Origin of the sequence: Microbacterium timonense, assembly GCF_900292075.1 — a bacterium.
Lineage (GTDB): Bacteria > Actinomycetota > Actinomycetes > Actinomycetales > Microbacteriaceae > Microbacterium > Microbacterium timonense.
In genome coordinates this window covers 378,552-403,920 of sequence record NZ_OLMV01000002.1, presented here as the reverse complement: position 1 = coordinate 403,920, position 25,369 = coordinate 378,552, and the positions used below count along the sequence as shown (strand labels likewise).

The 25,369-nt window shown below is 69.7% G+C and carries 21 protein-coding genes; 16 read left to right on the top strand and 5 right to left on the bottom strand.

Going from position 1 to position 25,369, the window contains the following annotated elements:
* Window positions 1–194 precede the first annotated feature (194 nt).
* The 8 genes from C9992_RS07745 to arr all read left to right on the top strand — a co-directional run bounded on the left by C9992_RS07745 (window position 195) and on the right by arr (window position 14,188).
* Window positions 195–1,565: an ABC transporter substrate-binding protein gene (locus C9992_RS07745; RefSeq protein WP_106815006.1), complete on the top strand. Its 1,371-nt coding sequence runs from the start codon at window positions 195–197 to the stop codon at window positions 1,563–1,565.
* A 75-nt stretch (window positions 1,566–1,640) separates the two neighbouring features.
* Window positions 1,641–2,567 carry a carbohydrate ABC transporter permease gene (locus C9992_RS07740; RefSeq protein ID WP_106815005.1) on the top strand — a complete coding sequence of 309 codons (927 nt, stop codon included), beginning with the start codon at window positions 1,641–1,643 and terminating at the stop codon, window positions 2,565–2,567.
* Window positions 2,564–3,490: a carbohydrate ABC transporter permease gene (locus C9992_RS07735; protein WP_106815004.1), complete on the top strand. Its 927-nt coding sequence runs from the start codon at window positions 2,564–2,566 to the stop codon at window positions 3,488–3,490. Before C9992_RS07740 ends, C9992_RS07735 begins: the two co-directional genes overlap by 4 nt.
* A 47-nt stretch (window positions 3,491–3,537) precedes the next feature.
* Complete coding sequence (gene arfA, locus C9992_RS07730) at window positions 3,538–5,046, top strand: arabinosylfuranosidase ArfA (RefSeq protein WP_106815003.1); 1,509 nt, start codon at window positions 3,538–3,540, stop codon at window positions 5,044–5,046.
* A gap of 18 nt (window positions 5,047–5,064) precedes the next feature.
* Window positions 5,065–6,078, top strand: coding sequence for a LacI family DNA-binding transcriptional regulator (locus C9992_RS07725; protein WP_106815002.1), 1,014 nt, complete (start codon window positions 5,065–5,067; stop codon window positions 6,076–6,078).
* A gap of 121 nt (window positions 6,079–6,199) precedes the next feature.
* Entirely contained in the window at window positions 6,200–11,749 is a 5,550-nt protein-coding gene (locus tag C9992_RS07720; protein WP_106815001.1) for a DUF7507 domain-containing protein, read from the top strand.
* A gap of 72 nt (window positions 11,750–11,821) precedes the next feature.
* Window positions 11,822–13,768, top strand: a complete 1,947-nt coding sequence (locus C9992_RS07715) for a glycoside hydrolase family 15 protein (RefSeq protein WP_268807171.1) — start codon at window positions 11,822–11,824, stop codon at window positions 13,766–13,768.
* A 9-nt stretch (window positions 13,769–13,777) separates the two neighbouring features.
* Window positions 13,778–14,188, top strand: coding sequence for an NAD(+)--rifampin ADP-ribosyltransferase (arr, locus tag C9992_RS07710; protein ID WP_106815000.1), 411 nt, complete (start codon window positions 13,778–13,780; stop codon window positions 14,186–14,188).
* A 17-nt stretch (window positions 14,189–14,205) separates the two neighbouring features.
* On the opposite strand, the gene C9992_RS07705 is transcribed toward arr, so the two are convergent.
* Both C9992_RS07705 and C9992_RS07700 read right to left on the bottom strand, forming a co-directional pair.
* Window positions 14,206–15,126 (bottom strand): NADP-dependent oxidoreductase, encoded by a 921-nt coding sequence (locus C9992_RS07705; protein WP_106814999.1) that lies wholly within the window; start codon window positions 15,124–15,126, stop codon window positions 14,206–14,208.
* A gap of 61 nt (window positions 15,127–15,187) precedes the next feature.
* Window positions 15,188–15,826: an HD domain-containing protein gene (locus C9992_RS07700; protein WP_106814998.1), complete on the bottom strand. Its 639-nt coding sequence runs from the start codon at window positions 15,824–15,826 to the stop codon at window positions 15,188–15,190.
* Between the two features lie 130 nt (window positions 15,827–15,956).
* Between C9992_RS07700 and C9992_RS07695 the strand changes: the two genes are divergently transcribed.
* From C9992_RS07695 to C9992_RS07685, 3 genes are all read left to right on the top strand, one after another.
* On the top strand, window positions 15,957–16,982 hold the full coding sequence (locus C9992_RS07695; protein ID WP_235008109.1) for a GlxA family transcriptional regulator: 1,026 nt from the start codon (window positions 15,957–15,959) through the stop codon (window positions 16,980–16,982).
* A gap of 75 nt (window positions 16,983–17,057) precedes the next feature.
* Entirely contained in the window at window positions 17,058–17,402 is a 345-nt protein-coding gene (locus tag C9992_RS07690) for a UBP-type zinc finger domain-containing protein (RefSeq protein ID WP_106814996.1), read from the top strand.
* Between the two features lie 13 nt (window positions 17,403–17,415).
* On the top strand, window positions 17,416–19,062 hold the full coding sequence (locus C9992_RS07685; RefSeq protein ID WP_106814995.1) for an FAD-dependent oxidoreductase: 1,647 nt from the start codon (window positions 17,416–17,418) through the stop codon (window positions 19,060–19,062).
* A 31-nt stretch (window positions 19,063–19,093) separates the two neighbouring features.
* On the opposite strand, the gene C9992_RS07680 is transcribed toward C9992_RS07685, so the two are convergent.
* Window positions 19,094–20,149 carry a DNA polymerase IV gene (locus C9992_RS07680; protein ID WP_106815317.1) on the bottom strand — a complete coding sequence of 352 codons (1,056 nt, stop codon included), beginning with the start codon at window positions 20,147–20,149 and terminating at the stop codon, window positions 19,094–19,096.
* A gap of 185 nt (window positions 20,150–20,334) precedes the next feature.
* Between C9992_RS07680 and C9992_RS07675 the strand changes: the two genes are divergently transcribed.
* The 4 genes from C9992_RS07675 to C9992_RS07660 are packed head-to-tail and all read left to right on the top strand — an operon-like array spanning window position 20,335 to window position 22,679.
* Window positions 20,335–20,802, top strand: coding sequence for an SRPBCC family protein (locus C9992_RS07675; RefSeq protein ID WP_106814994.1), 468 nt, complete (start codon window positions 20,335–20,337; stop codon window positions 20,800–20,802).
* Window positions 20,803–20,813: 11 nt separating this feature from the next.
* A complete protein-coding gene (locus tag C9992_RS07670; protein ID WP_235008107.1) occupies window positions 20,814–21,263 on the top strand; it encodes a DUF6098 family protein in 450 nt (149 codons plus the stop codon).
* A 28-nt stretch (window positions 21,264–21,291) separates the two neighbouring features.
* Window positions 21,292–21,627, top strand: coding sequence for a sugar ABC transporter ATPase (locus C9992_RS07665; RefSeq protein WP_106814992.1), 336 nt, complete (start codon window positions 21,292–21,294; stop codon window positions 21,625–21,627).
* An 11-nt stretch (window positions 21,628–21,638) separates the two neighbouring features.
* Window positions 21,639–22,679 (top strand): glycosyltransferase, encoded by a 1,041-nt coding sequence (locus tag C9992_RS07660; protein ID WP_106814991.1) that lies wholly within the window; start codon window positions 21,639–21,641, stop codon window positions 22,677–22,679.
* Here C9992_RS07660 and C9992_RS07655 read toward each other — a convergent pair.
* A complete protein-coding gene (locus C9992_RS07655) occupies window positions 22,619–23,995 on the bottom strand; it encodes a permease prefix domain 1-containing protein (RefSeq protein ID WP_106814990.1) in 1,377 nt (458 codons plus the stop codon). The two genes, C9992_RS07660 and C9992_RS07655, sit on opposite strands and share 61 nt — an antisense overlap.
* Window position 23,996: 1 nt before the next feature.
* Window positions 23,997–24,371 carry a PadR family transcriptional regulator gene (locus tag C9992_RS07650; protein ID WP_106814989.1) on the bottom strand — a complete coding sequence of 125 codons (375 nt, stop codon included), beginning with the start codon at window positions 24,369–24,371 and terminating at the stop codon, window positions 23,997–23,999.
* A 200-nt stretch (window positions 24,372–24,571) separates the two neighbouring features.
* Here C9992_RS07650 and C9992_RS07645 point away from each other — a divergent pair, with 200 nt between their 5' ends.
* The gene (locus tag C9992_RS07645) at window positions 24,572–25,324 is read left to right on the top strand and encodes a DUF1684 domain-containing protein (protein ID WP_106814988.1); all 753 of its coding nucleotides are present in this window, start codon (window positions 24,572–24,574) and stop codon (window positions 25,322–25,324) included.
* Window positions 25,325–25,369: the final 45 nt, after the last annotated feature.

Here is a 25,369-nt window from a genome sequence, read left to right as displayed (position 1 = left end):
GACGGTCCAGAAGTTTCGCCCCCGGCAGGGTAATTTCCGGTCCGCCCTTGACAGCGGCGCACCCCCGGTGCCAAAGTCATCTACAACGTTGCTCTACAACGTTGTAGACCAGCTCACGCAGCCGGCCGTGACGGGCCGCGCACGGAGACGGTCGTGCACCGACGAAGAAGTCCAGCAAACCGAAAGGAACTCCAGTGAAGACGAAGCCTGTCCTTGCTGCGATCACGACGCTCGCAGTGGCTGGTGCCCTCGCAGCCTGCACCGCCGGAGGTGGCGGCGACGGCGGCAACGGCGGAGGGGGCGGTGGTGACGCATCGAGCTGCACCAACGAGATCAAGAACCCCGACGCGCCCGTCGTCACCCTGTGGGCTTGGTACCCGAACTCCGAGACCGTCGTCGACAACTTCAACGAGGCCAACGACGACGTCCAGGTGTGCTGGACGAACGCCGGCGCCGGAGGCGACGCCTACGACAAGTTCCAGACGGCCATCTCGGCCGGAAGCGGCGCCCCCGACGTCATGATGGTCGAGGCCGACCGGATCGCGTCGTTCCAGGCGCAGGGTGCCCTCGTGGACCTCTCCGACCTCGGCTACGAGGACGTCAAAGACAACTTCAGTGAGGGCGCCTGGAAGGACGTCTCGGTGGGAGACGGCATCTACGGTGCCCCGATCGACGGCGGCCCGATGGGCATGATCTACCGCACCGACATCTTCAGCCAATACGGCCTCACGCCGCCGACGACGTGGGAAGAGCTCGAGGCGACGGCGCAGAAGCTGAAGGATGCCGGCGGTCCGGTCTTCGCCAGCTTCGCGGCGAACCAGCCCGCCACGGCCACCGCGTACTTCTACGGGAACGGCGCCGAGCCGTTCACGTACGACCCCGCGAACGAAGGCGAGATCGGCATCACCCTCAACAGCCCGGAGATCAAGGAGGTCCTGGACTACTGGGACCGACTCGTCGACAAGGGACTCGTCGGCACCGAGGACCAGTTCACCCCTGAGTACATCGCGGGTGTCATCAACGGCGACTACGCGACCTACCTCTCGGCCGCGTGGGCTCCCGGTTACCTCCAGGGAGCCGGCGTCGGCGAGGGTGCGGACGCGGGCGTGTGGGCCGCGGCGCCCATGCCGCAGTGGGACCCCGCCAACCCCATCGCCATCAACTGGGGCGGCTCGGCGTTCTCGGTGAGCAGCCAGGCCAAGGATCCGGAGCTCGCCGCCAAGGTGGCCTTCGGGGTGTACGCGGACCAGGCGTCTCTGGACGAGGGATGGCAGCAGCAGATCATCTTCCCGCTCAACGTCAACGTCCTCGACTCGCCGGAGTTCCAGGACTACGAGGTGCCCTTCTTCAGCGGACAGCAGGCCAACAAGGAGGTGTACGTGCCGGCGGCCAATGCTTACAAGGGCATGACCTACACGCCGCTCGGACAGTACTACTACTCCGCGCTGACGAAGCAGCTCGCCGCCATCATCGACGGCTCGGCGACCGGCTCCGAAGCCGCTGACGCCCTGCAGGCCGACGTTGTGGCATACGCAGAGGAGCAAGGGTTCACCGTCACCGAGTGACCGTTGCCCGGGGGCCGGTCCGTGCTCGCGCGGACCGGCCCCCGGTCATCCCTTCTCACACACCCGGGAGAATTCATGACCACCACCACCGAGACCCCGGTCTCGAGCAAGCGCCGCAGGTCCACCGCGCTGCGTCAGAACCTGACCGGCTGGGCTTTCGTCGCACCGTTCGGCGTCATCTTCGTCGCCCTTCTCGTTCTGCCCATCGGCTACGCGCTCTACTTGAGCCTCTTCCAGAAGTCGCTCATCGGAGGGACGAGGTTCGTCCTCTTCGGCAACTACGTCAAGGCGTTCAGCGACCCGTCCTTCCTCAGCGGTGTCGGGTTCGTGATCGCGTTCTCGCTCGTGCTGATCCCGCTGCAGATGGTGATCTCGCTGGCCGCTGCGCTGATCCTCGACATCACCGTCACCCGCTTCGCGCGCTTCTCGCGCCTGATGATCTTCATGCCCTACGCCATCCCGACGGTGATCGGGGCCCTGATGTGGGGGTTCCTCTACAGCGACAACTTCGGCCCCTTAGCGGAGATCTTCGAAAGTTTCGGCCGTCAAGCGCCTGATTTCCTGAGCAGCAGCCTCATCTTCTACGGACTGCTCAACATCGTCACGTGGCAGTGGGCGGGCTACTACATGATCATCCTCTACGCCGCCCTCCAGGGCATCGATCCCACTCTCTACGAGGCCGCGCGGATCGACGGGGCGTCCCAGTGGCAGATCGTGCTGCGGATCAAGATCCCTCTGCTCACGCCCGCGCTGCTGCTGATCCTCGTCTTCGCTCTCATCGGCACGCTGCAGTTCTTCAATGAGCCCAAGATCCTGCAGAAACTCGCCGCGGGCGCCATCCCGAACGACTTCACTCCGAACATGTACGCCTACCAGCAGGCGTTCTCGCTGGCCAACGCCAACTACGGGGCCACGATCTCGTTCGCGCTCGGAGCGGTCGTCTTCATCTGCGTCTACATCTTCCTGTTCGCGACCCGCAAGCGAGGGAGCTTCCTCTCATGAGCGTCACACCTGTCGAGCTCGTCGAAACCCGCCGCAAGCCGCGGAAGATCATCGAGCGGCGTTCGGCGCCGCGCGCCCGCGGCCGCGTGCCCCTGAACATCGTGCTCGCGCTGCTGATGGTCTACTTCCTGGTCCCGTTCTGGTGGCTCATCGTCAACAGCTCCAAGAACGCGGCCGGTCTGTTCGGCGGCGGCAGCTCGCTCTGGTTCGCGGACGATATCAACTACATCCCGAACCTGATCGATCTGTTCACCTACAGCGGCGGCATCTACGGACGCTGGCTCGCCAACTCCGCCCTCTACGCGATCGTCGGCGGGGTGGGGGCGACGGTGCTCGCGGTTCTGGCGGGATACGGCTTCGCGAAGTACACCTTCGCGGGCCGGCGCCTCTCGTTCGCCATCCTCCTCGGCGCCGTCATGGTGCCGACGACGGCCCTGGTCATCCCGACCTTCGTCCTGTTCGCGCAGATGGGCTGGACCAACACGATCTGGGCGGTGATCGTCCCGACGTTGCTCAATCCGTTCGGCGTGTACCTGATGAACGTGTACGCGCGTGATGCGGTTCCCGATGAGCTGCTCGATGCCGCGCGCATCGACGGCGCGGGCGAGTTCCGCTCCTTCTTGGTGGTGGCGCTGCCCCTGCTGCGCCCGGCGATCGTCACGATCCTGCTGCTGTCGTTCGTCGCTTCCTGGAACAACTACTTCCTTCCGCTCGTGATGCTGTCCGACAACCGGCTCTTCCCGGTCACCGTCGGCATCGGACTGTGGAACTCCACGGCTGCGACCTATGGCGCTGCCGGCGGCCAGAGCCTGTGGAGCATCATCGTGCTCGGCTCGCTCGTGTCGGTGATCCCGCTGATCATCGCGTTCCTGACGCTGCAGAAGTACTGGCGGGGCGGTCTCGCCATCGGAAGCCTCAAGTAACCGGCGGCCCCGGCCGTCCCCGATCCACCGTCTCCGGAAAGACAAGAATGACCCGCGCACACCTCACCATCGACCCGCACTTCACGGTCGGACCCATCAACCGACGGCTCTTCGGCTCGTTCGTCGAGCACCTGGGCAGGTGCGTCTACGACGGCATCTACGAGCCCGGCCACCCGAGTGCGGACGAGGACGGCTTCCGCACCGATGTCGTGGAACTGGTGCGGGAGCTGGGAGTGTCGACCATCCGGTACCCGGGCGGCAACTTCGTCTCGGGCTACCGATGGGAGGACGGCGTCGGCCCGCGGGACCAGCGCCCGCGTCGCCTGGACCTCGCATGGCACTCCACGGAGACGAACGAGATCGGCTTGGACGAGTTCGCGACCTGGATCAAGAAGGTCGACGGCGAGCTGATGTACGCCGTGAACCTCGGAACCCGGGGCGTCCTCGAGACGCTGGATGTGCTGGAGTACGCGAACCTGCGGTCGGGCACCGAGTGGGCCGACCGGCGCGTCGCCAACGGCTACCCCGAGCCGCACAACATCCGCATGTGGTGCCTGGGCAATGAGATGGACGGGCCGTGGCAGCTGGGCCACAGCACGGCCGAGGAGTACGCGCAGCTCGCCTCGAAGACGGCGCGTGCCATGCGGCAGATCGACCCCGACCTCGAGCTGGTCGTCTGCGGCAGCTCGGGCGCCCAGATGCCGACCTTCGGCGAATGGGAGCGGGTGGTCCTCGAGGAGACCTACGACAACGTCGATTTCATCTCGTGCCACGCGTACTACGAGCCCGAGGGTGAGGACTACGGCAGCTTCCTGGCATCCGCGGTCAACATGGATCGCTTCATCGACGCGGTGATCGCCACGGCCGACCACGTCAAAGCGGTGCGGCGCAGCGACAAGACCATCAACATCTCGTTCGACGAGTGGAACGTCTGGTATCAGTCGCGCTACAACGAGGTGGACAAGATCACGGATGTCGCGGACTGGCCGGTGGCGCCGCGCCTCCTCGAGGACTCGTACAGCGTCCTGGACGCCGTCGTCTTCGGCAACCTCCTGATCTCGCTGATCCGGCACGCCGACCGGGTGACCTCGGCGAGCCTCGCGCAGCTGGTCAACGTGATCGCCCCGATCATGACGGAACCCGGTGGGCCGGCGTGGCGGCAGACGACCTTCTACCCCTTCTCGCTGACGTCCCGGCTGGCGCGGGGCGTCGCACTCGAGCTCAAGCTCGACAGCCCGACGTACCAGACTGAGCGGTACGGCGAGGTCGCCCTCGTCGACGCCGTCGCCACGCACGCACCCGAGGGTGGAACGACCGTCTTCGCGGTCAACCGCAGTCTGACCTCCGAAGTCACGTTGGACATCGATTCGCTCGCACTGGGCGCCGTGTCGAATGTGACCGCGACCTCGATCCACGACGACGACATCCACGCTGCCAACACCCTCGAACACCCCGACCGTGTCGCGCCACGGCAGAACGACTCGGTGGCCGTCTCGGACGGAGCGATCAGCGTCACGCTTCCGCCCTGCTCGTGGACGGTTCTCACCATCGACTGATCGACTCCCCGCCCCGACATGTCGCACGTCCAGCGAGTGACCCTCAAGGAGATCGCCGCGCAGACGGGCGTGTCGATGACGACGATCTCGAAGGTGCTCAACGGAGCGGTCGACGTCTCGTCCACGACGCGGGAACTGGTGGAGGAGCAGCTCCGCCGGAGCGGATACCGGCGGCGCAAGAGCCGGCGGCGGCGCGAGTACGTCGAAGTGGTGCTGCACGAGCTCGAGGGGGAATGGGCGCTGGCCATCATCGAGGGTGTGCGGGAGGCGGCCGCACAGGCGGGGATGGCCATCTCGCTGTCGGTGAGCGGCGACAGGCGGGCCCCCGGCGCCGACTGGCTGGAATCGGTGGTGCGGCGCGGCCCGACGGGGATCATCATGCTCTTCGCGGGGATCACCGCCGACGGGCGCGAGAGACTCGCCGCCCGCGGCATCCCCTTCGTGCTGATCGACCCGGCCGGCGATCCGGCGCCCGGTGTTCCCGCCGTCGGGTCCGCCAACTGGGCGGGAGGGGTGGCGGCCACCCGCCACCTCATCGATCTCGGGCACGAGCGCATCGCCGCGATCGCCGGGCCTGAAGACGTCATGGCTGCTCTGGCCCGCCTCGACGGCTACCGGTCGGCGCTCACCGCGGCGCATCTTCCCCTCGACGCGGAGCTCACGCGTTTCGGTGACTTCACCCGCGAGACCGGCGAGCGGCACGCCCACGCGCTGCTGAGCCTTGCCCGCCCTCCGACCGCGATCTTCGCCGGCAGCGACCTGCAGGCCCTCGGCGTGCTGCACGCTGCCGTCGCGCGCGGGCTGCGGGTGCCCGAGGATCTCTCGGTCGTCGGGTTCGACGACCTCGGCATCGCCGAACTGGCTGTCCCTCGTCTGACCACCATCCACCAGCCGCTGCACGAGATGGCTGAGCAGGCGACGCGCCTGCTCCTGAGGCTCCTGGAGGACCGGCCCCCGGAGGTGACCAGGGTCGAGCTCGCGACGCGTCTGGTGGTGCGCGACTCCACCGCCCCACCACGGCGGTCTAGCTAGGAACCGCACGCACGCCCGGCGTCGTCCGTGTCGGACCGGCTCCCGCCGCCAGATCGCGGTTCCGATAGGGTGCATTCGGGGGAGGCGCACGGTTGCTCAGCTGCGCCCTCCGGGGGGAATCATGAGGAACGCTGCATCCGTTCATTCGCGTGCGCGCCGCGTCGTCGCGGCCGCCGCCTCGGGGTTGCTGCTCGCAGCCGGCTTGACCGTCGTGACCGAGGCCGCCGAGCCGACTTCAGCGTCCGCGGCGCAGGATCCGACCACCTGCCAGAGCGCGGTGTCGCTGACCAACGGCTCGTTCGAGACCCCCGTCATCCCGAACGCCGCGTATCGGCTCTACGACGAGTCCCAGGTACCCGGTTGGCTCACCGACGACCGTTTCAATCAGATCGAGATCTGGAGCAACGGATTCCAGGGTGTGCCTGCCGCGCAGGGCCGCCAGTTCGTCGAGCTCAACGCGAACAGCGCGAGCATGCTGTACCAGGACGTCGCCACCACTCCCGGGCAGACGCTCGCCTGGTCGCTGAAGCACAGGGCGCGCCAGGGGACGGACGTGATGCGCGTCGTGGTCGGGGTGCCGGGCGGCACGCTGGTGCAGAGCGGCCCCAACATCTCCGATACGACAGCGGCGTGGGGCTCTCATTCCGGGACGTACACGGTTCCCGCGGGTCAGACCGTGACCCGCTTCGGGTTCCAGGCGGTGAGCGCGGGGTCGGGGAACGCCGCTGCAGGGAACTTCCTCGACGACATCACCTTCGGGACGGGGCCCTGCCTCATCACGACGAAGTCGGTCACGAACCTCACAAGAGGCGGCACGACGGCCGAGGTCGGCGACGTCCTCCGCTACACGGTGACGACGCGCAACGACGGCGGGAACCCTGCGACGCAGTCGGTCTCCACGGACCAGCTCGCGTCCGGCCTCGACCTGATACCGGGTTCGCTCCAGATCGTCAGCGGCGCCGGTGCGGGAGCCCTCACCGATGCGACCGGTGATGATCGCGGCGAGTACGTTCCCGCCACCCGCACCGTGCGCGTACGGCTCGGTGACGGCGGCACCGCCGCCGCCGGCGGATCCATCGCGCCGGCGACGAGCACGAGCTACTCCTTCGATGCGAAGGTCAACGTCTCGGCCGCGAACGGCGCCGTGCTCAACGAGGCGATTGTCGCCTTCCGGGACGGAGTCGCCAACCAGGACCGCACATCGGTCAGCAACCCCACGCAGACCTCGGTGAACGCGGCCGCCGACCTCGCGATCGCGAAGACGCTCGACACGGCACCCCTCATCGCCGGACGGCCCGCCACCTTCACGATCGAGGTGCTCAACAAGGGTCCTCAGACGGCGACGGGAGTGACGGTCTCGGATGCCGTGCCCTCGGGATTCTCGGTGACGCAGGTCGACCCCGAGCAGGGAACGTGCGACATCGCGGCATCCGTCACCTGCACCATCGGGTCGCTGGCCGTCGGGGCGAGCGCCACGATCTCGGTGACAGGCACCGTCGCGGCATCCCTCGACCCCGGGTCGGCCCTCGTGAACACGGCGTCTGTATCGGGTGACCTGACGGACCCCACCCCCGCGGACAACACCGCCACCGCGTCGGGCACGCTCACCTCCCAGGCCGACCTCTCGATCGTCAAGGGTTTCGCACCGGCCGCACCGGTGGCCGGCGAGGACGTGACGTACCGCCTCACCGTGCACAACGACGGACCCTCGGAAGCCCGCGACGTGCGGGTGACGGATCCGCTGGACCCGGCGACGACCTTCGTCAGCGCCACACCGGAGCAGGGATCGTGCGCCGTGGCGTCGCAGACGCTGAACTGCCTCGTGGGCACGCTGGCGCCCGGCGCCACGGCCGTCGTGGACGTCGTCGCGACGATCGCCCCCGGTGCGGATGGGGTGGTGCAGAACTCCGCCTCCGTCACCAGCTCCACCAGTGACCCCGACCCTCGGAACAACGTCGACTCGACGAGCTTCAACCCGACCGTCATCGCCGATCTCGAGCTGACGAAGGGGGCGTCGGCCACGCAAGTCGCGGCAGGCGGAACGCTCACCTACACGCTCGGGGTGACGAACCACGGGGCCTCGGACGCGGTGAATGCCGTGCTCGACGACACCCTCCCGACGGGCCTGGTGATCGAGGGCATCACCGCGGACCCCGGAGCCGTGTGCGGCACGACCGCTTCCGCCACCCTGCAGTGCACCTGGGCGACCCTGCCTAGCGGGACCTCGAGCACGATCACCGTCCAGGCGCGGGTCGCCGCGGACGCTCCCGCGGGAACGGTGACCAACACGGCGTCCGTCGCCTCTCCCGCTGAAGACGCCAACCCTCAGAACAACTCCGATTCCGCCGGTGTCGAGATCGTCCAGAGCGCCGACCTCCGCATCGTGAAGACCGCCGACGCGCAGGCGGTGCCGGGGAGCGACTTCGGCTACACGCTGACGGTCACCAATGCCGGTCCGTCGGTGGCGCGGGGTGTCGTCGTCTCCGACACGCTCCCGGCCGCATTCGCGCTCGCGTCCGCGCCGGCCGGATGCTCGGTCGCAGGCAGCACGCTGACGTGCCTGGCGGGCGACGTGACCGTCGGGCAGGAGGTGACCGTACGCGTGGAGGGTGCGCTCGACGCGACGGCCATCGGAACAGTGAGCAACACTGCGACGGTGAGCTCCGCCACACCCGATCCCGATCCTTCCGACAACGCCTCCACGGTCGACGAGGTTCTCGCGCCTGCGGCCGACGTCGTGCTGACCAAGACGACGAGCACTCCGAGCGTGCCGCTGGAAGGGCAAGCCGCCTTCGTGATCACGGTTCGCAACGACGGTCCCTCCGCCGCGGCGGGCGTGGTCGTGGACGAGGTGCCGTCGGTGGGCCTCATCATCACCGACGCGACGCCGTCGACCGGCACCTGGTCGGCCGTCGACGGGCGGTGGACGGTGGGAACCCTCGCTCCCGGGGCCACTGCCACGCTCGACCTGACCGCCCGCGTCGTCGAGACGGGGACGATCACGAACACTGCGACGGCGACCTCCCAGACGCCGGATCCGGACCCGTCCGACAACACCGGTGCCGCGACGGTGGAGGGTACCCCGTCGGCTGATCTCTCGATCCAGAAGGCCGCGTCGGCGGATCAGGCGCAGGTGAACGCACCGCTCACGTACACGCTCACCGTCGCGAACGATGGGCCGAGCCCCGCGACGGCTGTCAGCGTCAGCGACCAGCTTCCCCAGGGCCTGATCAACGCGACCACGCCCACCGCGGAGTGCTCGATCGCCGGACCTTACCTGGACTGCCTCGTGCCCGCCCTTGCCAGCGGTGCGACGTTCACGGCAACCGTGACGGCCGTCGTCGACCCCGCGATCACCGCGACGGACCTGGTGAACACCGCCACTGTCAGCTCCGCGACGCCGGATCCGGATGCCGCGAACAACAGCTGGACGGTGACCACGCCTGTCGTCGGCACACCCGCCGTGGAGCTCGTGAAGACGGCATCCGCGCCGATCGACGTCGACGGAGACGGACGCATCGAGGCCGGCGACCGTATCGACTACACCTTCACCGTTCGCAATCCGGGCCAGATCACGCTGACCAGCGCCGCCGTGACCGACCCGCTCCTCGGTGGCGCGGTGTCCTGCCCGGCTCTCGACGCGCCGCTGGCTCCTGGCGGCTCGGTCATCTGTCCGCCGGTCGCATACACGCTGACGCAGCAGGACATCGATGCGGGAGGTGTGCACAACGAGGCCTCGGTGCGTGCGGAGTCCGGCCGCGGTCCTGCCACCGATGATGCCGAGGCGAACGTCACCGTGCCCGTGGTGAACAGCATCCGGCTGGCGAAGTCGCCCAGCCTTGTCGCCGACGTCGACGGCAGCGGAGGCGCGAACGCGGGCGATGTCATCGCATACACGTTCACCGTGACCAACACCGGGACCACCTCGCTGCACGACGCCGCCATCGTCGACCCGATGCTCGGTGGCGACATCGGCTGCGCTGCCTTGGACGGCGCCGTCCTGCAGCCCGGCCAGTCGGTCGTCTGCAGCCCGATCGACTACACCCTGACGCAGGACGACGTCGACGGCGGAGTGGTGCGGAACACCGCATCCGTCACCGCCGAATCTCCGACGGGGCCCGTGGAGGACACCGCCGCGGCGTCGGCCGACATCGACCAGACCGCCGGCGTCGAACTGCAGAAGAACGCCGGACCCGTTCAGGATTCCGATGGCGACGGCGTGGTGAGTGCCGGCGACACGATCGAGTACTCGTTCGCGGTGCGCAACACCGGCAACACGACGCTGACCGAGATCGTTGTCTCCGACCCACTCCTCGGGGCCGGGACGCTGTGCACCGTCGCTTTGCTTCTGCCGGGCGGCGAGTCGGATTGCGGCCCCTTCACCTACGTCCTCACCCAGCAGGATCTCGAGAACCAGGTTCGGACGAATACGGCGACGGTGCAGGGCATCAGCCCGGTCGGGCCCGTGTCCGACGAGTCGTCGGCCGAGATCCGCTTCAGCGGGACTCCGGCGATCGAGCTGACGAAGATCCCGGGCGTCATCGATCCGGGTGCCGACGGCAGGATCGGTGCCGGCGACACCGTGCCGTACACGTTCACGATCCGCAACCCGGGGAGCGTGATTCTGAACAACCTGTCGCTCGACGACGTCCTGCTGGGTGGCGCGGTGGATTGCCCGGTTCTCGACGGGCTGGCGCTGCGGCCGGGTGACGAGGTCACCTGCGGCCCGGCGACGTACGCACTGACCCAGGGCGACGTCGATGCGGGGACGGTGCACAACGTCGCGACCGTCCGGGCCGAGAGCGTCGCCGGTGACACCGAAGGCACCGCCGAGGCCGACATCACCGTCGCCGGCACGGACGCGGTCGCTCTGCTGAAGTCCGCGGCCGCAGTCGTCGACGCGAACGGCGACGGACGGACGGATGCCGGTGACACCATCGCCTACACGTTCACCGTGACGAACACCGGCACGACGACGCTCACCGGACTCTCGGTCTCCGACCCCCGCCTGAGCGGCGATGTCGTGTGCGACGCGAGCGAGCTGGCACCCGGGCAGGCGACGGTGTGCACGGCAGCTCCCGCTGTGCTGACTCAGGCCGAGATCGATGCCGGCCAGATCGTGAACACGGCGACCGCCATGGCATCGGGCACGGGGCCGGACGCGACCACGGCGGAGGACACCGTCACCACGCCGCTCGAGGCGCAACCGGCCATCGGGCTCGTGAAGACGGGTGGCGAGTACGCCGATGCCGACGGCGACGGCACCATGAGTGCCGGTGATACCGTGCGGTTCCGCTTCACCGTGAGCAACACCGGGGCGCGCACGCTGACCGACATCGCCATCGACGACCCGATGCTCGGCGGGGCTGTCGCGTGCGAGATCGCCGACCTGGCGCCGGGCGAGAGGGCCGACTGCGGACCCGTCTCCTACGTGCTCACCGCGGCGGACGTCGCGGCCGGAACGGTCGTGAACGTCGCGACGGCGAGCGGTGCGGCCGGAGCCGTCACGGTGACCGCCGCGGCGACGGCATCCGTCGATCTGAATGTGCTGGCCGCGACCGGTGGCGTGCTCACGGGTCTCGGCTGGGCGCTCGCGCTGCTGCTCGTCGGTGGCCTCGCCGTACTCATCGCTCGGCTGCGAGCGCGAAGGGCGGCCGGTCGAGCGGCGTGACGCGCAGCTGAGGCGACCGACCGGCCGGGTCCACGTGCGCGCGTGAGCGCTGCCGGCGGCTAGGTTACGAGCGTGACGTCGTACCCGAAACCCATCGAGGACTACGCGATGGTCGGCGACCTGCACACCGCGGCGCTGGTGTCGCGCAACGGTTCGATCGACTGGTTGTGCATGCCCCGCTTCGACTCGTCGTCGATGTTCGCGGCACTGCTGGACGCCGAGGAGGCGGGGCATTGGACGCTCGCACCCGACGACGAGGTCGTCGCCACCTCGCGGGAGTACCTTCCCGGAACGCTTGTGCTGCGCACCGTCTGGCGCACGGCGACGGGCGAGGCGGAAGTCGTGGAGTTCATGCCGCTGCACGACCGGCGCGCGAACCTCGTGCGCCGGGTGCGGGGTCTGCGAGGGGCGGTCCGCTTCCAGCAGGTAGTCCGCATACGCTTCGACTACAGCGCGGCGGTGCCGTGGGTGCGGCAGGTGCCGTCCGGCGACGGCTCCGCCCTCTTGGCCACCGCCGGTCCTGACGCGGTGCTCCTGCGCGGTCCCCGCCTGCAGGCGGACGGGCGTCATCACAGCGCCACCTTCGCGGTCGGCGAGGGGGAGACCGTCGATCTCGTCCTCACGTGGTACCCGTCGTACCGGCAGCCGCCGGAGCCCATCGACGTGGACGCGGCGCTGCACGACACCGTCGCGTGGTGGCAGGACTGGGCGGGCCGGAGTGAACCGCCCTCTCCGTACGACGAGCAGGTGCAGCGGTCGCTGCTGCTCCTGCGCGCGCTGACGCACGAGGACACCGGCGGAATCGTCGCGGCCGTCACGACGAGCCTGCCGGAGCAGCAGGGCGGTGTCCGCAATTGGGACTACCGCTACGTGTGGCTGCGCGATGCGGCGCTCACGATCGGCGTGCTGATCACCCACGGCTACCGCGACGAGGCGGAGGAGTGGCGCGGCTGGCTGCTGCGAGCGATCGCCGGTGACCCGGCCGACGTGCAGATCATGTACGGCGTGGGCGGTGAGCGGCGCCTGCCCGAATACGAGCTCGCGGAGCTGGGTGGATACGGCGGCGCTGCGCCGGTGCGGATCGGCAACGCGGCGTACCGGCAACGCCAGTGGGACGTGTTCGGGGAGGTCATGGTGGCGCTGCACGGGGCGCGGCTGGCGGGCCTCGAGGAGACACGCGCGTCGTGGCCCCTTCAGCGCGCGCTCCTGGACTTCTTGGCGCAGAACTGGCATCGGCCGGATCGTGGCATCTGGGAGATCCGCGGGCCCGAACAGCACTTCACCCACTCGAGGGCGATGGTGTGGGCGGCGTTCGATCGCGGCGTCCGTGCGGTCAAGGATTTCGGTCTTCCCGGGGAACCGCGACGCTGGGCCGAGCTTCGAGACGCCGTGCGCCACGAGATCCTCGAACGCGGCTACGACCGCGAGCGCAACACGTTCGTCCAGCACTACGCCACCCGCCGCGTCGACGCTTCACTCCTTCAGCTGCCGCAGATCGGCTTCATCCCGGCTGACGACCCGAAGATGATCGGCACGGTGCGCGCGATCGAAGAGGACCTCACCGTCGATGGCCTGCTGCTGCGGTACCGGGCGGACAGTGGCGTGGACGGTCTGCCCGGAGCGGAGCATCCGTTCCTTGCGTGCTCCTTCTGGCTCGTGGAGCAATACGCCGCGTCCGGCCGTGTCGCCGACGCCCGGCGGCTCATGGACCGGCTCACGACGCTCGTCAACGACGTCGGCGTGCTCAGCGAGGAGTACGACCCCGGCCGGGCGCGCCAGATGGGGAACATCCCGCAGGCCCTGTCGCATCTCAGTCTCGTCCGCGCCGCCGACGCCATCGCCGCCGCGGAGAAGGGGCGCGAAGGAGAGCTGCCGCACATTCGAGGCGGGTCCGAGGGCGCACAGGCCGACACGGCCGACCGCGAGCACGGTCGTATCTCGTCGCCACCGCCGTCCCCGGACGAGGGCGGTGATCGCGATCTGGGCGCCAAGCCCGGCGAAGCGCGGGAACAGGCCTAGGCTGACGGGGTGACGCAACCACTCGACGAGGGGCCGTTCTTCCACGGCACGAAAGCGGACCTGCGTGAGGGGGACCTCCTCACGCCAGGCTTCCGGTCGAACTACCGGCCCGAGATCGTGATGAACCACATCTACTTCACCGCGCTGCGCGACGGGGCGGGACTGGCCGCCGAGCTGGCGGCCGGCGCAGGCGAACCCCGGGTGTATCTCGTGGAACCGACCGGACCGTTCGAGGACGACCCGAACGTGACCGACAAGAAGTTCCCCGGCAACCCGACCCGCTCGTACCACAGCACCTCTGCGCTGCGCATCGTCGGTGAGGTGACGGATTGGACCCGGCTCACGCCCGAGGCGCTTCAGGGCTGGCGGGATCGCCTGGCGGCGCTCGCGCAGCACGAGCGCGGCGAGATCATCAACTGAGGCCGGGCGGCGAGAGGCTAGTCGGGCACCACCTGGATGATCGTCTTGCCGGGGGTGCGCACACGGCGTGCGAACGCGTCCGCGACCTCCTCGAGCCGACGAGTGCCGCTGATGAGAGGCGTGAGCCGCCCCGACCGCACCCGCTGGGCGAGATCGGCGAGCTGGGCACGGTCGGGTTCCACGACGAAGAACACCGCCCGCGCGTTCTCGGGCAGGACCGACGGCGGCTCGGCGATCGTCACCAGCGCGCCGCCAGGGCGCACCAGCGCGGCCGACCGACTCAGGATGTCGCCGCCGATCACGTCGAAGACCACGTCGACCGAGCCCACGTCGGCCAGCGAATCCGAGCCGAGGTCGAGGAAGGAGTCGGCACCCACCTGTAGTGCGACCTTCCGGTCGGCGGCGCGCCCCGTGCCGATGACGAACGCACCGGCTTCGCGGGCGAGCTGCACCGCGAGGGATCCGACACCGCCCGCGGCCCCGTGGATGAGCACGGTCTGACCGGCGGTCAGCCGGCCGTGCTCGAACAGTCCCTGCCAGGCGGTGAGGCCCGAGATGGGCAGCGCCGCCCCGACCGTGAAGTCGATGTCGGCCGGGAGGGGTGCCAGATTGCGGGCCTCGACGGCGACGTACTCAGCCAGGGAGCCGTCCCGGGCCCAGTCGGCGAACCCGAACACCCGCTGGCCGATCGAGAGGCCGGTCGTGCCGTAGCCCAGTTCGACGACCACGCCCGACAGCTCGTGTCCCGGGATGCTGGGCGTGCGGTCGCGGCCGGCCCGGTCGGTCCACGAGGCCGGCCAGGTGAGCTCTCCCGGCGTGAACCCGGCGGCGTGCACCCGCACGACGACGTCGTTCTCCGCCGCGTGAGGGTAGGGAACCTCGCTGACGGTGAGGTCTTCGATGCCTGCCGCGCGGTCGCGGACGGTGATGGCCTTCATGGCGTTCCTTTCGTCGGTGCCGGGACTTCCCCGGCTGAGGATCTCCTCGCGCGCCGCCCGCTCAGCTCGCCCACGGAGCGCCGAGCACCCGCTCGACGGTGGTGGTGCGGTGGAGGTGAGGGAGGTAGTGCTCGAGGATGTCGGAGTTCACGGTGCCGTTGGCGGTGTCGGGGCGGTCCCGCAGGCCCTGGACCACAGCCTGCAGGAAGCCGTTCTTGAAGTCACCCCGCGGGATCGCCGCCACGATGTCGTCGACCTTCCCGCGGTCGAGCTCGTTCAGACCGAACCCGAGCACGTCCGTGAGGACTCCGAGATACAGGGTCGCGATCTCGGGTCCCATGCGACCGGGGATGCCGGGAGTGGTGTGCAGCGCGATCGCCGTCCACACCGTGTCGGCGGCGGCCGGCGAGAACCCGTGGGAGAGCAGGAACGCGTGTGCGTGATCGGCGCCATCCACCTCGAACCGCTGCGGCGTGGACGAGAAGGGAGTGAGGAGCCCCGAATCGTGGAAGATCGCGGCAAGGTAGAGGAGCTCGGCGTCCGGCTCGAGCCCCAGCCGGCGGGCATGGAGCGTGCTGAAGTAGTACACCCTGCGGGAATGGTCGTAGAGCGTCGGGCTGACCATTCCGGCAACCAGCCGGTCCGCTTCCGAGACCGCGCTCGAGCGCGGCAGGGTCACCCCCGCGATGAGCTCTGACATCGTCGCTGCACCTCCGTCGTCACCGATGTCCTCCCATGGTCCGCCGGCTGCGGGGCAGGACGCCGCACGGTTCCGGACGAGAACCCCTTGTATCGGGACTCCGGTGGCGGATCTGTGTTACGAATGGCCCGTGAACGACAGCGCCACCTCTCGCGACGGCCGGCCGGGTGCCAGGCGCCGGGTCGTCTTCCTCGTCTATGACGGCGTGACGCTGCTGGATGTCGCCGGACCGGCAGAGGTCTTCAAAGAGGCGAACCTCTTCGGCGCGCGATACGACATCGTCTACGCGTCGCCCAGCGGCTCCGATGTGACCACGAACCTCGGCATCCGCATGGCGGTCGACGGCGCCATCGCCGACCAGAGGCCTGACCTTCTCATCGTCCCCGGCGCCGACGTGTATCCGAGCATGCAGGTTCCTCGCGCGCTCGCGGATGCCGCGGTCGCGCCCGCGGCGGAGGCATCCCGTGTCGCGTCCATCTGCACCGGGGCGTTCATCCTCGCCGCCGCCGGACTGCTCGACGGCAAGAGGGCCACGACGCATTGGAAGGCGGCCGACGTGCTGGCCGCGCGCTGTCCGTCGTGCGAGGTCCAGCCTGATGCGATCTACGTGCGCGACGGCACGACGTACACCTCCGCGGGCATCACCGCCGGCATCGACCTGGCGTTGGCGCTCGTGGAGGAGGACCACGGCCCCGCCGTCGCGCGGGATGTCGCGCGCAAGATGGTCGTCTACATGCAGCGCTCCGGAGGACAGTCGCAGTTCTCCGCGCCGCTGGAGGGTCCGCCGCCCCGGTCGCCGATCGTGCGGCAGGTCGCCGAGCTCGTCACGACTGATCCGCAGGGCGACCACTCGCTCGCCTCCCTGGGCAGGCGCCTCAATGTGAGCACGCGTCACCTGACGCGGCTGTTCCACGATGAGCTCGCATCCACTCCGGCGCGGTACGTGGAGAGCATCCGGTTCGACCTCGCGCGGGCGCTGCTCGATCAGGGCCACACCGCCACCCAAGCGGCGGTGCGGGCGGGGTTCCCCAGCTACGAGAGCCTGCGCCGTGTCTTCGCGCGCCGGCTCGGGATCAGCCCCTCGGCGTATCAGCGCCGCTTCAGCACGGCGCGCCGGGAGGGCCGCGAGACGGAACGTGAACGCGCCGCGGGCTGACGAGCCGCCGTCGCTGCGGCCGTCCCCGGCCCGGCTAGCATCTCACCGACGACACGTGCACGAGAGGCGGGCAGGATGAGCCTGGACGAGATCGATCCGACGGCCCCTCCCTCAGGGGAGGGCTGCGCCGAGTGCGACGCGCACGGCGGGTGGTGGGTGCACCTGCGACGCTGCGCGGTCTGCGGTCATGTGGGCTGCTGCGACACGTCGCCCGCCCAGCACGCGACGCTGCACTTCCGCGAGACCGGGCACCGGTACGTCCGCAGCTTCGAGCCGGGAGAGGATTGGTTCTGGGATTATGTCGCACAGGAGGACTTCTCGGGCCCGGCGCTGGCACCCCCGCAGTGTCGTCCGGAGACCCAGCCCGTCCCCGGTCCCGCAGGGCGGGTACCCGCGGACTGGCGCGAGCTGATCCACTGACACGGAGGGTCGCATGGGAAGTGCGAAGCAGTACGACATCGAGCGCATGATGAAGCCGGCTCTGTCGGATGCGCAGTGGGAGCGCCTGCTGGCGTTCGGCGAGGCGGAGGAGGTCGCCGCGGGAGAGTACCTCTTCCGCGCCGGTGATCTCGACTACGACCTCATCCTCGTCGACAGCGGTGAGGTGGAGCTCGTGCGCGTCGCGTTCGGCTGGGTCGGCGAGACGCTCATCGGAACGATGGGTCCGCGCAGCTTCGTCGGGGAGCTCGGCCTCCTCAACGGCCAGGGCGCCTTCCTCTCGGCGCGGGCATCGAAGGCCGGCCGCATGCTGCGGGTCAGTCGCGCCCGGCTGCGCCTGCTGATGGCCGAGGATGACGAGCTGTGCGACGTGATCCTGCACGCGCTGTGGGCGCGGCGGGAGGTGCTGCGACGGGGGCCGGCGGCGCTCACGCTCAAGCTGGTCGGCTCTCGCTCGTCCCGCGAGTTCCTGGCGCTGCGGCGCTTCGCCGAGCGCGTGGATCTGGTCCACAGCGCGATCGAACTCGCACCGGGCGACCTCGGCACGCTGGCGGAGCACGACATCGGCCTGGACGACCTGCCGGTGGCGTTCGTGCAGGGCGAGCCGATGCGTCGCGCCACCCCGGGACTTGTCGCGGAGCGTCTCGGGCTGAGCTACCAGGCACGCTCGGACGAGCTGGTGGACCTGGTGGTCATCGGGGGCGGCCCGGCCGGCCTTGCCGCGGCGATCTACGGCGCCTCCGAGGGCCTCAGCACCGTACTGCTGGATGCCGTGGCCCCGGGCGGACAGGCGGCCGCGACGTCGCGCATCGAGAACTTCCTCGGGTTCCCGTTCGGAGTGAGCGGCGGGGATCTCATCGGACAGGCGTCGCTGCAGGCTCTGAAGTTCGGAGTGCGCGTCTACGCGCCGTGCGAAGCGGTCGACCTCCGGTCCGTCGGAGACCACCTGGACATCACGCTCACCGACGGGCGCGTGATCCGCGCGCGCACCGCGATCGTCACCTCGGGCGCGGCGTATCGCACACTGGACCTCGACCGCTGGAACGACTTCGAGGGCACCGGCATCTTCTACGCCGCCACGCCGCTGGAGCTGCGTCAGGTGCGCGAATCGCCGGTCGTCGTCGTCGGCGGGGCGAACTCGGCCGGGCAGGCGTCGCTCTTCCTCGCCGCCAACGGGTGCCCCGTCCACCTCGTCGTGCGCGGAACCGACCTCGGCAGCCGGATGTCGTCGTACCTCGTCGACCGTCTCATGGAGGACTCCCGCATCGACGTGCACACCCGGTCCCAGGTCGTGGGACTGGACGGAGAGTCCACCCTGGAGAGGGTGCGCATCGATCCCGTCGGCGATGTCGCGGCACGCGGCCTGTTCTGCTTCATCGGCGCCGAGCCCGCGACATCGTGGCTCGCCGACCTCGACCGCGATGCGGACGGCTTCCTCCGCACCGGCACCGACGTCTCGGTGCAGTCGCTGGAGAGGTGGCAGGACCTCGGGCGTGAGCCGCTGCCTTTCGAGACCTCGATCCCGCGGGTGTTCGCGGCCGGGGACGTGCGCCGAGGATCCATGAAGCGCGTCGCGGCAGCTGTGGGCGAAGGCTCCAGCGCCGTGGCCTCGGTGCACCGCGCGCTCGCCGACCTGCGCTGACGCCGCGGCGGGAGCGACGGCCGCTCCGGGATCACCACCCGCTTCGGGTGGGCGTGTGGCCCTCGCGCGCGTCGCCGGGCATCGCCATCTCGGCCCGGACCCCGAGGAGCCGGATCGGCCGCCCCGGCTCGATCTTCGCCACCAGCTCGAGCGCGCGTTCGATCACCGCATCGCGGTCGGCGGTCGCAGGGATCTTCTTCGTGAACGTCTTGGTGACGAACGGCGCGTACCGGACCTTGAGGCCCAGGCCCACGACGGGGCGATCGTCCGTGGCCACCTCGTCGAGCACCTGGTCGAGCAGAGCCCTGGCCGCCCGTTCGACCTCGGACGGATCGACGATATCGGCCTGGAACGTGGTCTCTTTGCTGTGCCCCCGCGGCACCCACGGGGTGTCGTCGACGACCGTGGCGCCGTCCCCGCGGCCGAGCTGCCGGTACCAGAGGCCCATCTTCGGGCCGAACTCGCCGGTGAGAAGGGCGGGCTCGGCCGCGGCGAGCTCGGCGACGGTGTGAATGCCGAGCAGCGCGAGTCGTTTGGACACCTTGGACCCGACACCCCACAGCTCCTTGGTGGGCCGGTCGCCCATCACCTCGCGCCAGTTCTCCGCCGTGAGGCGGAAAACGCCTCGCGGCTTGCCGAATCCGGTCGCGATCTTGGCGCGCACCAGCGTGTCTCCGATTCCGATGCTGCAGTGCAGCCGCGTGCGTTCCAGCACCGCCTGCTGCAGTCGCCGCGCGTAGCCCTCGGGATCCTCGGTCTTCACGCCCACGAACGCCTCGTCCCAGCCGAGCACCTGCACCACCGCTCCCGGCTGCGCGCGCAGCGTGGTCATCACCTCGTCGGATGCCGCGAGGTAGGCCGGAGCATCGACGGGCAGGATGACGGCATCCGGGATCTTTCGGGCGGCGATGCGCAGCGGCATCCCCGAGCCGACGCCGAACCGGCGGGCCTCATACGATGCCGTCGAGACCACGGCGCGCTCGGTGGGATCGCCGCGGCCGCCCACGATCACGGGCCTGCCCGCCAGCTCGGGGTTGCGCAGCACCTCGACCGCGGCGATGAACTGGTCGAGGTCGACGTGCAGCACCCAGGGTCGCGCGGCGCTCACTGGCCTGCCCCTCGCCACCGGTGCATGCCATGAGACTAGGCCCGCACGGCGACATGGCGCAGGTTCCTCCGGCATTACCCGCGGTCCCACGAGGAGTCAACCCCCGTGCCGGTATCGCGGCGACGTTCGTACGGTGGCTGTTCCAAGGGAGAGGAGTCACCACTATGGCAACCAGCACCGTCACTGCCGAGATCGACGTCGATGCCCCGATCCGCGCGGTCTACGACCAGTGGACGCAGTTCGAGGAGTTCCCGCGGTTCATGTCGTCCGTCAAGAGCATCACGCAGCTCGATGACCGGCGCACGCACTGGGTGGTCAACATCGGGGGCGTGGAGCGCGAGTTCGACGCCAGCATCATCGACCAGGTTCCCGACGATCACGTCTCCTGGGCCAGCGAAGACGGCAAGATGCACACGGGGCGCGTCAGCTTCCGCCGCGAGGGCGAGGACACCCGGGTCACGCTGGAGATGACCTGGCTCCCCGAGACGTTCGCCGAGAAGGCCGGTGCCGCGATCGGCATCGATGAGCACGCCGCCAAGAAGGACCTCGATCGCTTCAAGGAGTTCATCGAAGAGCGCGGCCGGGAGACCGGCGGCTGGCGGGGCGAGATCCACGGTTCAGCCACGCCATGACGGTGCATGCGGTGCCCCGATCGCGATCGCTGTTCGTCACGGAGACGCTGCCGGACTCGCTCGGCTCGCTCGCGCAGCTGGCCGACACGGTGCACCGCTACGGAAAGCTGTATGTCCGGTACAGCGAAGGTCCGGCGTCCGACCGCGACGGGAGCGTCGACACCGAGAGCGGCCTGACGCTCCCCGGACTGTCGGTCAACCCGCTGCATGCGCAGGCGTGGTGGACGAGGCCGTTCGAGGACTGGCTCGCCCGCCAGGTGTGCCAGTACCGCGAGCTCAGCGAGAAGAACCCCGACCGATTCGCCTGGGTGCTCAGCGGCACCGAGACCGGACGCGGGCCCGACAACGAGCCCCTGCTGCGCGCGGTGGTCCCCATCGCCCGCCTGGAGGATCAGCTGCTGGACGAGGCCGCGCGCCGCTATGAGAGCCGGTTCCACGCCGGGCACGGACCCGAGGACTGAACGGACCCGAGGACTGAAAGGACGAACCATGTCAGACAACCTGCCCCCCGATGTTCCGCAGGCCCCCGACGGCCAGACCGGCATCCAGCCCCTCCGGGACCGGGACACCTCCATCGAGCCCGATCCGACACGCGATCCCGCCCAGGCGGAGTGGGACCGCGCGACGGCCCTGGATGCGGGGGAGGACCCCGACATCGAAACGGCCACGGGCGACGATCCGGCGCACCTGCCGTCGGATGACGAGGACGTGCCGCGCGCCGACATCGTGCCCGACGCGCTGCAGCCCGACACGCAGGGGCTCTCTCCGGAAGAGGCCGAACTCGGTGAGAGCGGCCAGGGCGACCTGGCGCCCGAGGACTACTGAGCTGCGCTGACGTGCGGATCCTGCTCTGGCCGATCCATGGCGGCTACACCGATGCCTTCGTGCGGGGCGGCCACGAGTACGTCCTCGCCGTGCGAAGCGTCCGGCCGGGAGAGGATGACGGCGTCAGCGGCTGGGGCTGGGAGCGCGCCCGCGCCGTTCCCCTCGATGCCCTGCGTGCGGAGCACATCGACGTCGTCGTGCTGCAGCGTCCCGAGGAGATCGCCCTCGTGGAGCAGCTCACCGGCCGCGTGCCGGGGCGCGACATCCCGGCCCTCTACCTGGAGCACAACACTCCCGGCGGGCCGGCGGTCGCCACGCGGCATCCGCTCGCCGACCGCCGTGACATCCCGATCGTCCACGTCACGCACTTCAACCGGCTGAGCTGGGACAACGGCGTCGCGCCGACCGCCGTGGTCGAGCACGGCGTACCCGATCCCGGACAGAGGTACTCCGGCGAGCTGGAGCGGGTCGGAGTCGTGGTGAACGAGCCGGCGCGGCGGTGGCGCACCACCGGAACGGATCTGCTCCCGGAGTTCGCCCGCGAAGCGCCGGTCGACGTCTTCGGGATCGACGCGGGCAAGCTGCAGGGCGTGTTCGGCGGGCGCGCGGCGATCGAGCCGGTGGAGAGCCTGCCCCCGGACCGGCTCCACTCGGAGCTCGCGCGCCGGCGGGTCTACCTGCATCCGTTCAGGTGGACGTCGCTCGGGCTGTCGCTGTTGGAGGCCATGCATCTCGGGATGCCGGTGGTCGCGCTGGCGACGACCGAAGCCGTCCGGGCCGTCGCGGCGGGGACGGGCGTCGTCTCCACCGACGTCGACGAGCTGCGCCTTGCGGTCCGCGCGTTCCTGCATGAGCCCGATTGGGCGCGGGAGGTCGGAGCCCGCGGGCGGGAGCACGCCCTCGCCCACTACGGGCTGGCGACCTTCCTCGCGCGGTGGGACGACATCCTCACCGAGACGGTGGCGGCATGGCCGTTGTCGCGCACCGCCACTCACACGTACGCGAATGCCGGGGGGAAGACCACCACCACGACCGTCGCCCACGCCAGGTAGACCGGGAGGAAGCCGGTCTGCCACCGCTCCAGCCGTTCGAACGTCGTGCGCCGCATGGCGAACCGCAGCTGCAGCCAGGCCGCACCGGCCAGGTTGGCGAGGAGGATGACATTGAGCCCGAGCGAGGCGAGCTTGTTGGGGCTGGCACCGAACTCGGCGATGCGGCCGACCATCGCGATGAGCACCATGACGTCGACGACGAGCGCCGCGAGGACCATCAGCAACTGCAGCCGCTCGAACCAGCTCGGCGGCGCCGACGGCTCGCGCGCCGAGATCGCGTAGAGGAGCAGACCCACCACGACGATCAGCACGACGTCGAACAGGATCAGCAGGTCGCGCTGGGCGAATGTGGTCGTGTCGCCGCCGTTGACGAGATCGCCCTGCACGAAGCCGGCCACGATGAACGCGAGCAGCAGCAGCGTGAACAACGGGGTGAAGAGCTTCGTCAGCACCGGCGCGATGTTCTCGATCACGCTCTGCTTGGCCTCGACGAGCCAGCCGGCGATCACCACGGCGCCGGCGATGCCGCAGGGCACCATCCACTCCTCGACGAACCAGCCGGCATCCAGGCCGATCGCCGAGAAGACCCCCACGGTCAGGGCGATGAGCACAGCGCCACCGAGTCCGATAAGGGCCAGATACACCACCCACTCGCCCGTGAACCGGATGAAGTCCATACGGGCTCGGCTGGAGGTCACTCTGCCGCCCACGTACGCGATCCCCGTCACGAGCCACAGCGCGACGGCCACGTGAGTGGCTGCCAGCATCAGCGTGGCGCCGCCCGGTGCGAACGGGTAGACCGCCATCACGACGGCCGCGAGGACGAAGGGGACCGCCACGGCGATCACCGTCCGTACGGACGCGCGCCGGCGCACCAGGAAATACCCCGCCAGGAAGGGCAGGACCAGGAGCGCTCCGAAACGGGCGTAGACGTCGGCATCCTCGCCGAACCCGAGACCGAACAGCGCCGGCACCTTGATCGCCAGCGCGGCCGCGACGGCCAGCCCGAGGGCGGCCGTGAGGCCGCCCGCGCGTGACGGACGAGGCTCGTCGGCGAACATCAGCTGTTTCCAGAGCCGGTCGGAATGCTCGCGGGCGAATTCCCGGGAGAGGTCGTCGAGTCCTCCGAGCCGCTTCACCGCGACGAGGAAGGCCTCATCGGCGGAGAGCCCGGATGCCACGAGTCGGTCGATCTGGCCCCGCAGGTGGTCTTCGAGCTCGTCGACGTCAGGACCGTCGATCGCCTCGCGGCGGGAGACGTAGGAGCGCCAGGTCTTGATCTGGTCCTCGATGGCGGGGTCGAGACGGTCCCGCATCTCAGGCTCCTCCCATGACCGGTGCGCCCGCGAAGGCGGATCCGCCGTCGCGATCGGACCACACCTGCTGCAGGGCGCGGCTGACGACGCTCCACTGCCGCCGCTGCTCGGCGAACGCCGCACGGCCGGTGCTGCTGAGGCGGTAGTGCTTGCGGGGACGCCCGCCGGAGGAGACACCCCACGACGATTCGACATGTCCGAGTCGCTCCAGGCGGTGCAGGAGCGGATAGAGCATGCCGTCGCTCCATTCCAGCTCGCCGCCCGACAGCTCTCCCACGCGCTGCAGGATCGCGTACCCGTACGACTCGCCCTCGGCGAGAATGCCCAGCACGAGCGGCGTCGCCGCCGCCGCGACGAGGTCTTTGCCGATCTTCACGCCGTCCTCCTACCTAGAAGTGCCACATACGTAGCAGAGCCACATACCTAGAACCACAAGGTAACACGGATGACGCCGTATGACACCTCCGCATCCGGCGCGGGAATGTCCCGGATCGGGACGTGTTGGGATGGACGGGTGCGCTCGCGCCCCGCCGTGAGCCGCCATCACCGCGCACCTGCCCGCCCCGAAGGACCTGCATGACCAGTTCGACGCCCACCACCGATGCCGTCACCGAGGCGCGCTGGCGCGCCGTCTCCTCCGAGCATGGCGTCGCGGCGCTGCGCCACACGCACTGGCTCGACGGCGAGGCACGAGCCTATGCCGGTGCCCCCGGCACCTGGCGCGCTGCCGACGGCCACGTCGTCGGCAGCGGGATCCGCGCAGACGAGCCCGCCTCTCCGGTCGACGAGGTGGTGCTCGCTCCCGGCCGGCACATCGAGGTGGGACGGCTGCGTCTGAAGGCGATGGATCGGCACGGCGCACTGGCACTGCGCGTGTTCGACCCCGAGACCCCGGGACGCACACGGCTGCGCCGCATCCTCTCGTTCCCCCACGACGACGCCTGGAGGCTGCCGGGAGTGTTCCGACCGGCCGCCGACGGTGAGGTGACCGTCATCAAGAGCGTGGACGGCTTCGAGCGCGAAGAGCCCGCGGTCGGCACGGTCGTACTTCAGGTGGGAGACGAGCGGGTCGAACTGACGGTGACGGGCGACCCCGCCGACGAACTCAGCGCCGTCATCGCGGATGCCACCAGCAACGTCGACGCGTACCGGTTCCGCTTCCTCCCGATCGACGCGCCGGCCGCCGACGGGTCGGTCGTCGTGGACTTCAACCGCGCCTACCTGCCGCCGTGCGCCTTCAGCGACCACTACGTGTGCCCGCTGCCGCCGCCGAACAACCGCCTGGCGGTGCGCGTGGAGGCAGGCGAGCGTTTGGCCGAAGTCGCGTGATGCGCTGATCGGCCGGCTGCGCCGACAATGGTGCCGCGGGGCGCG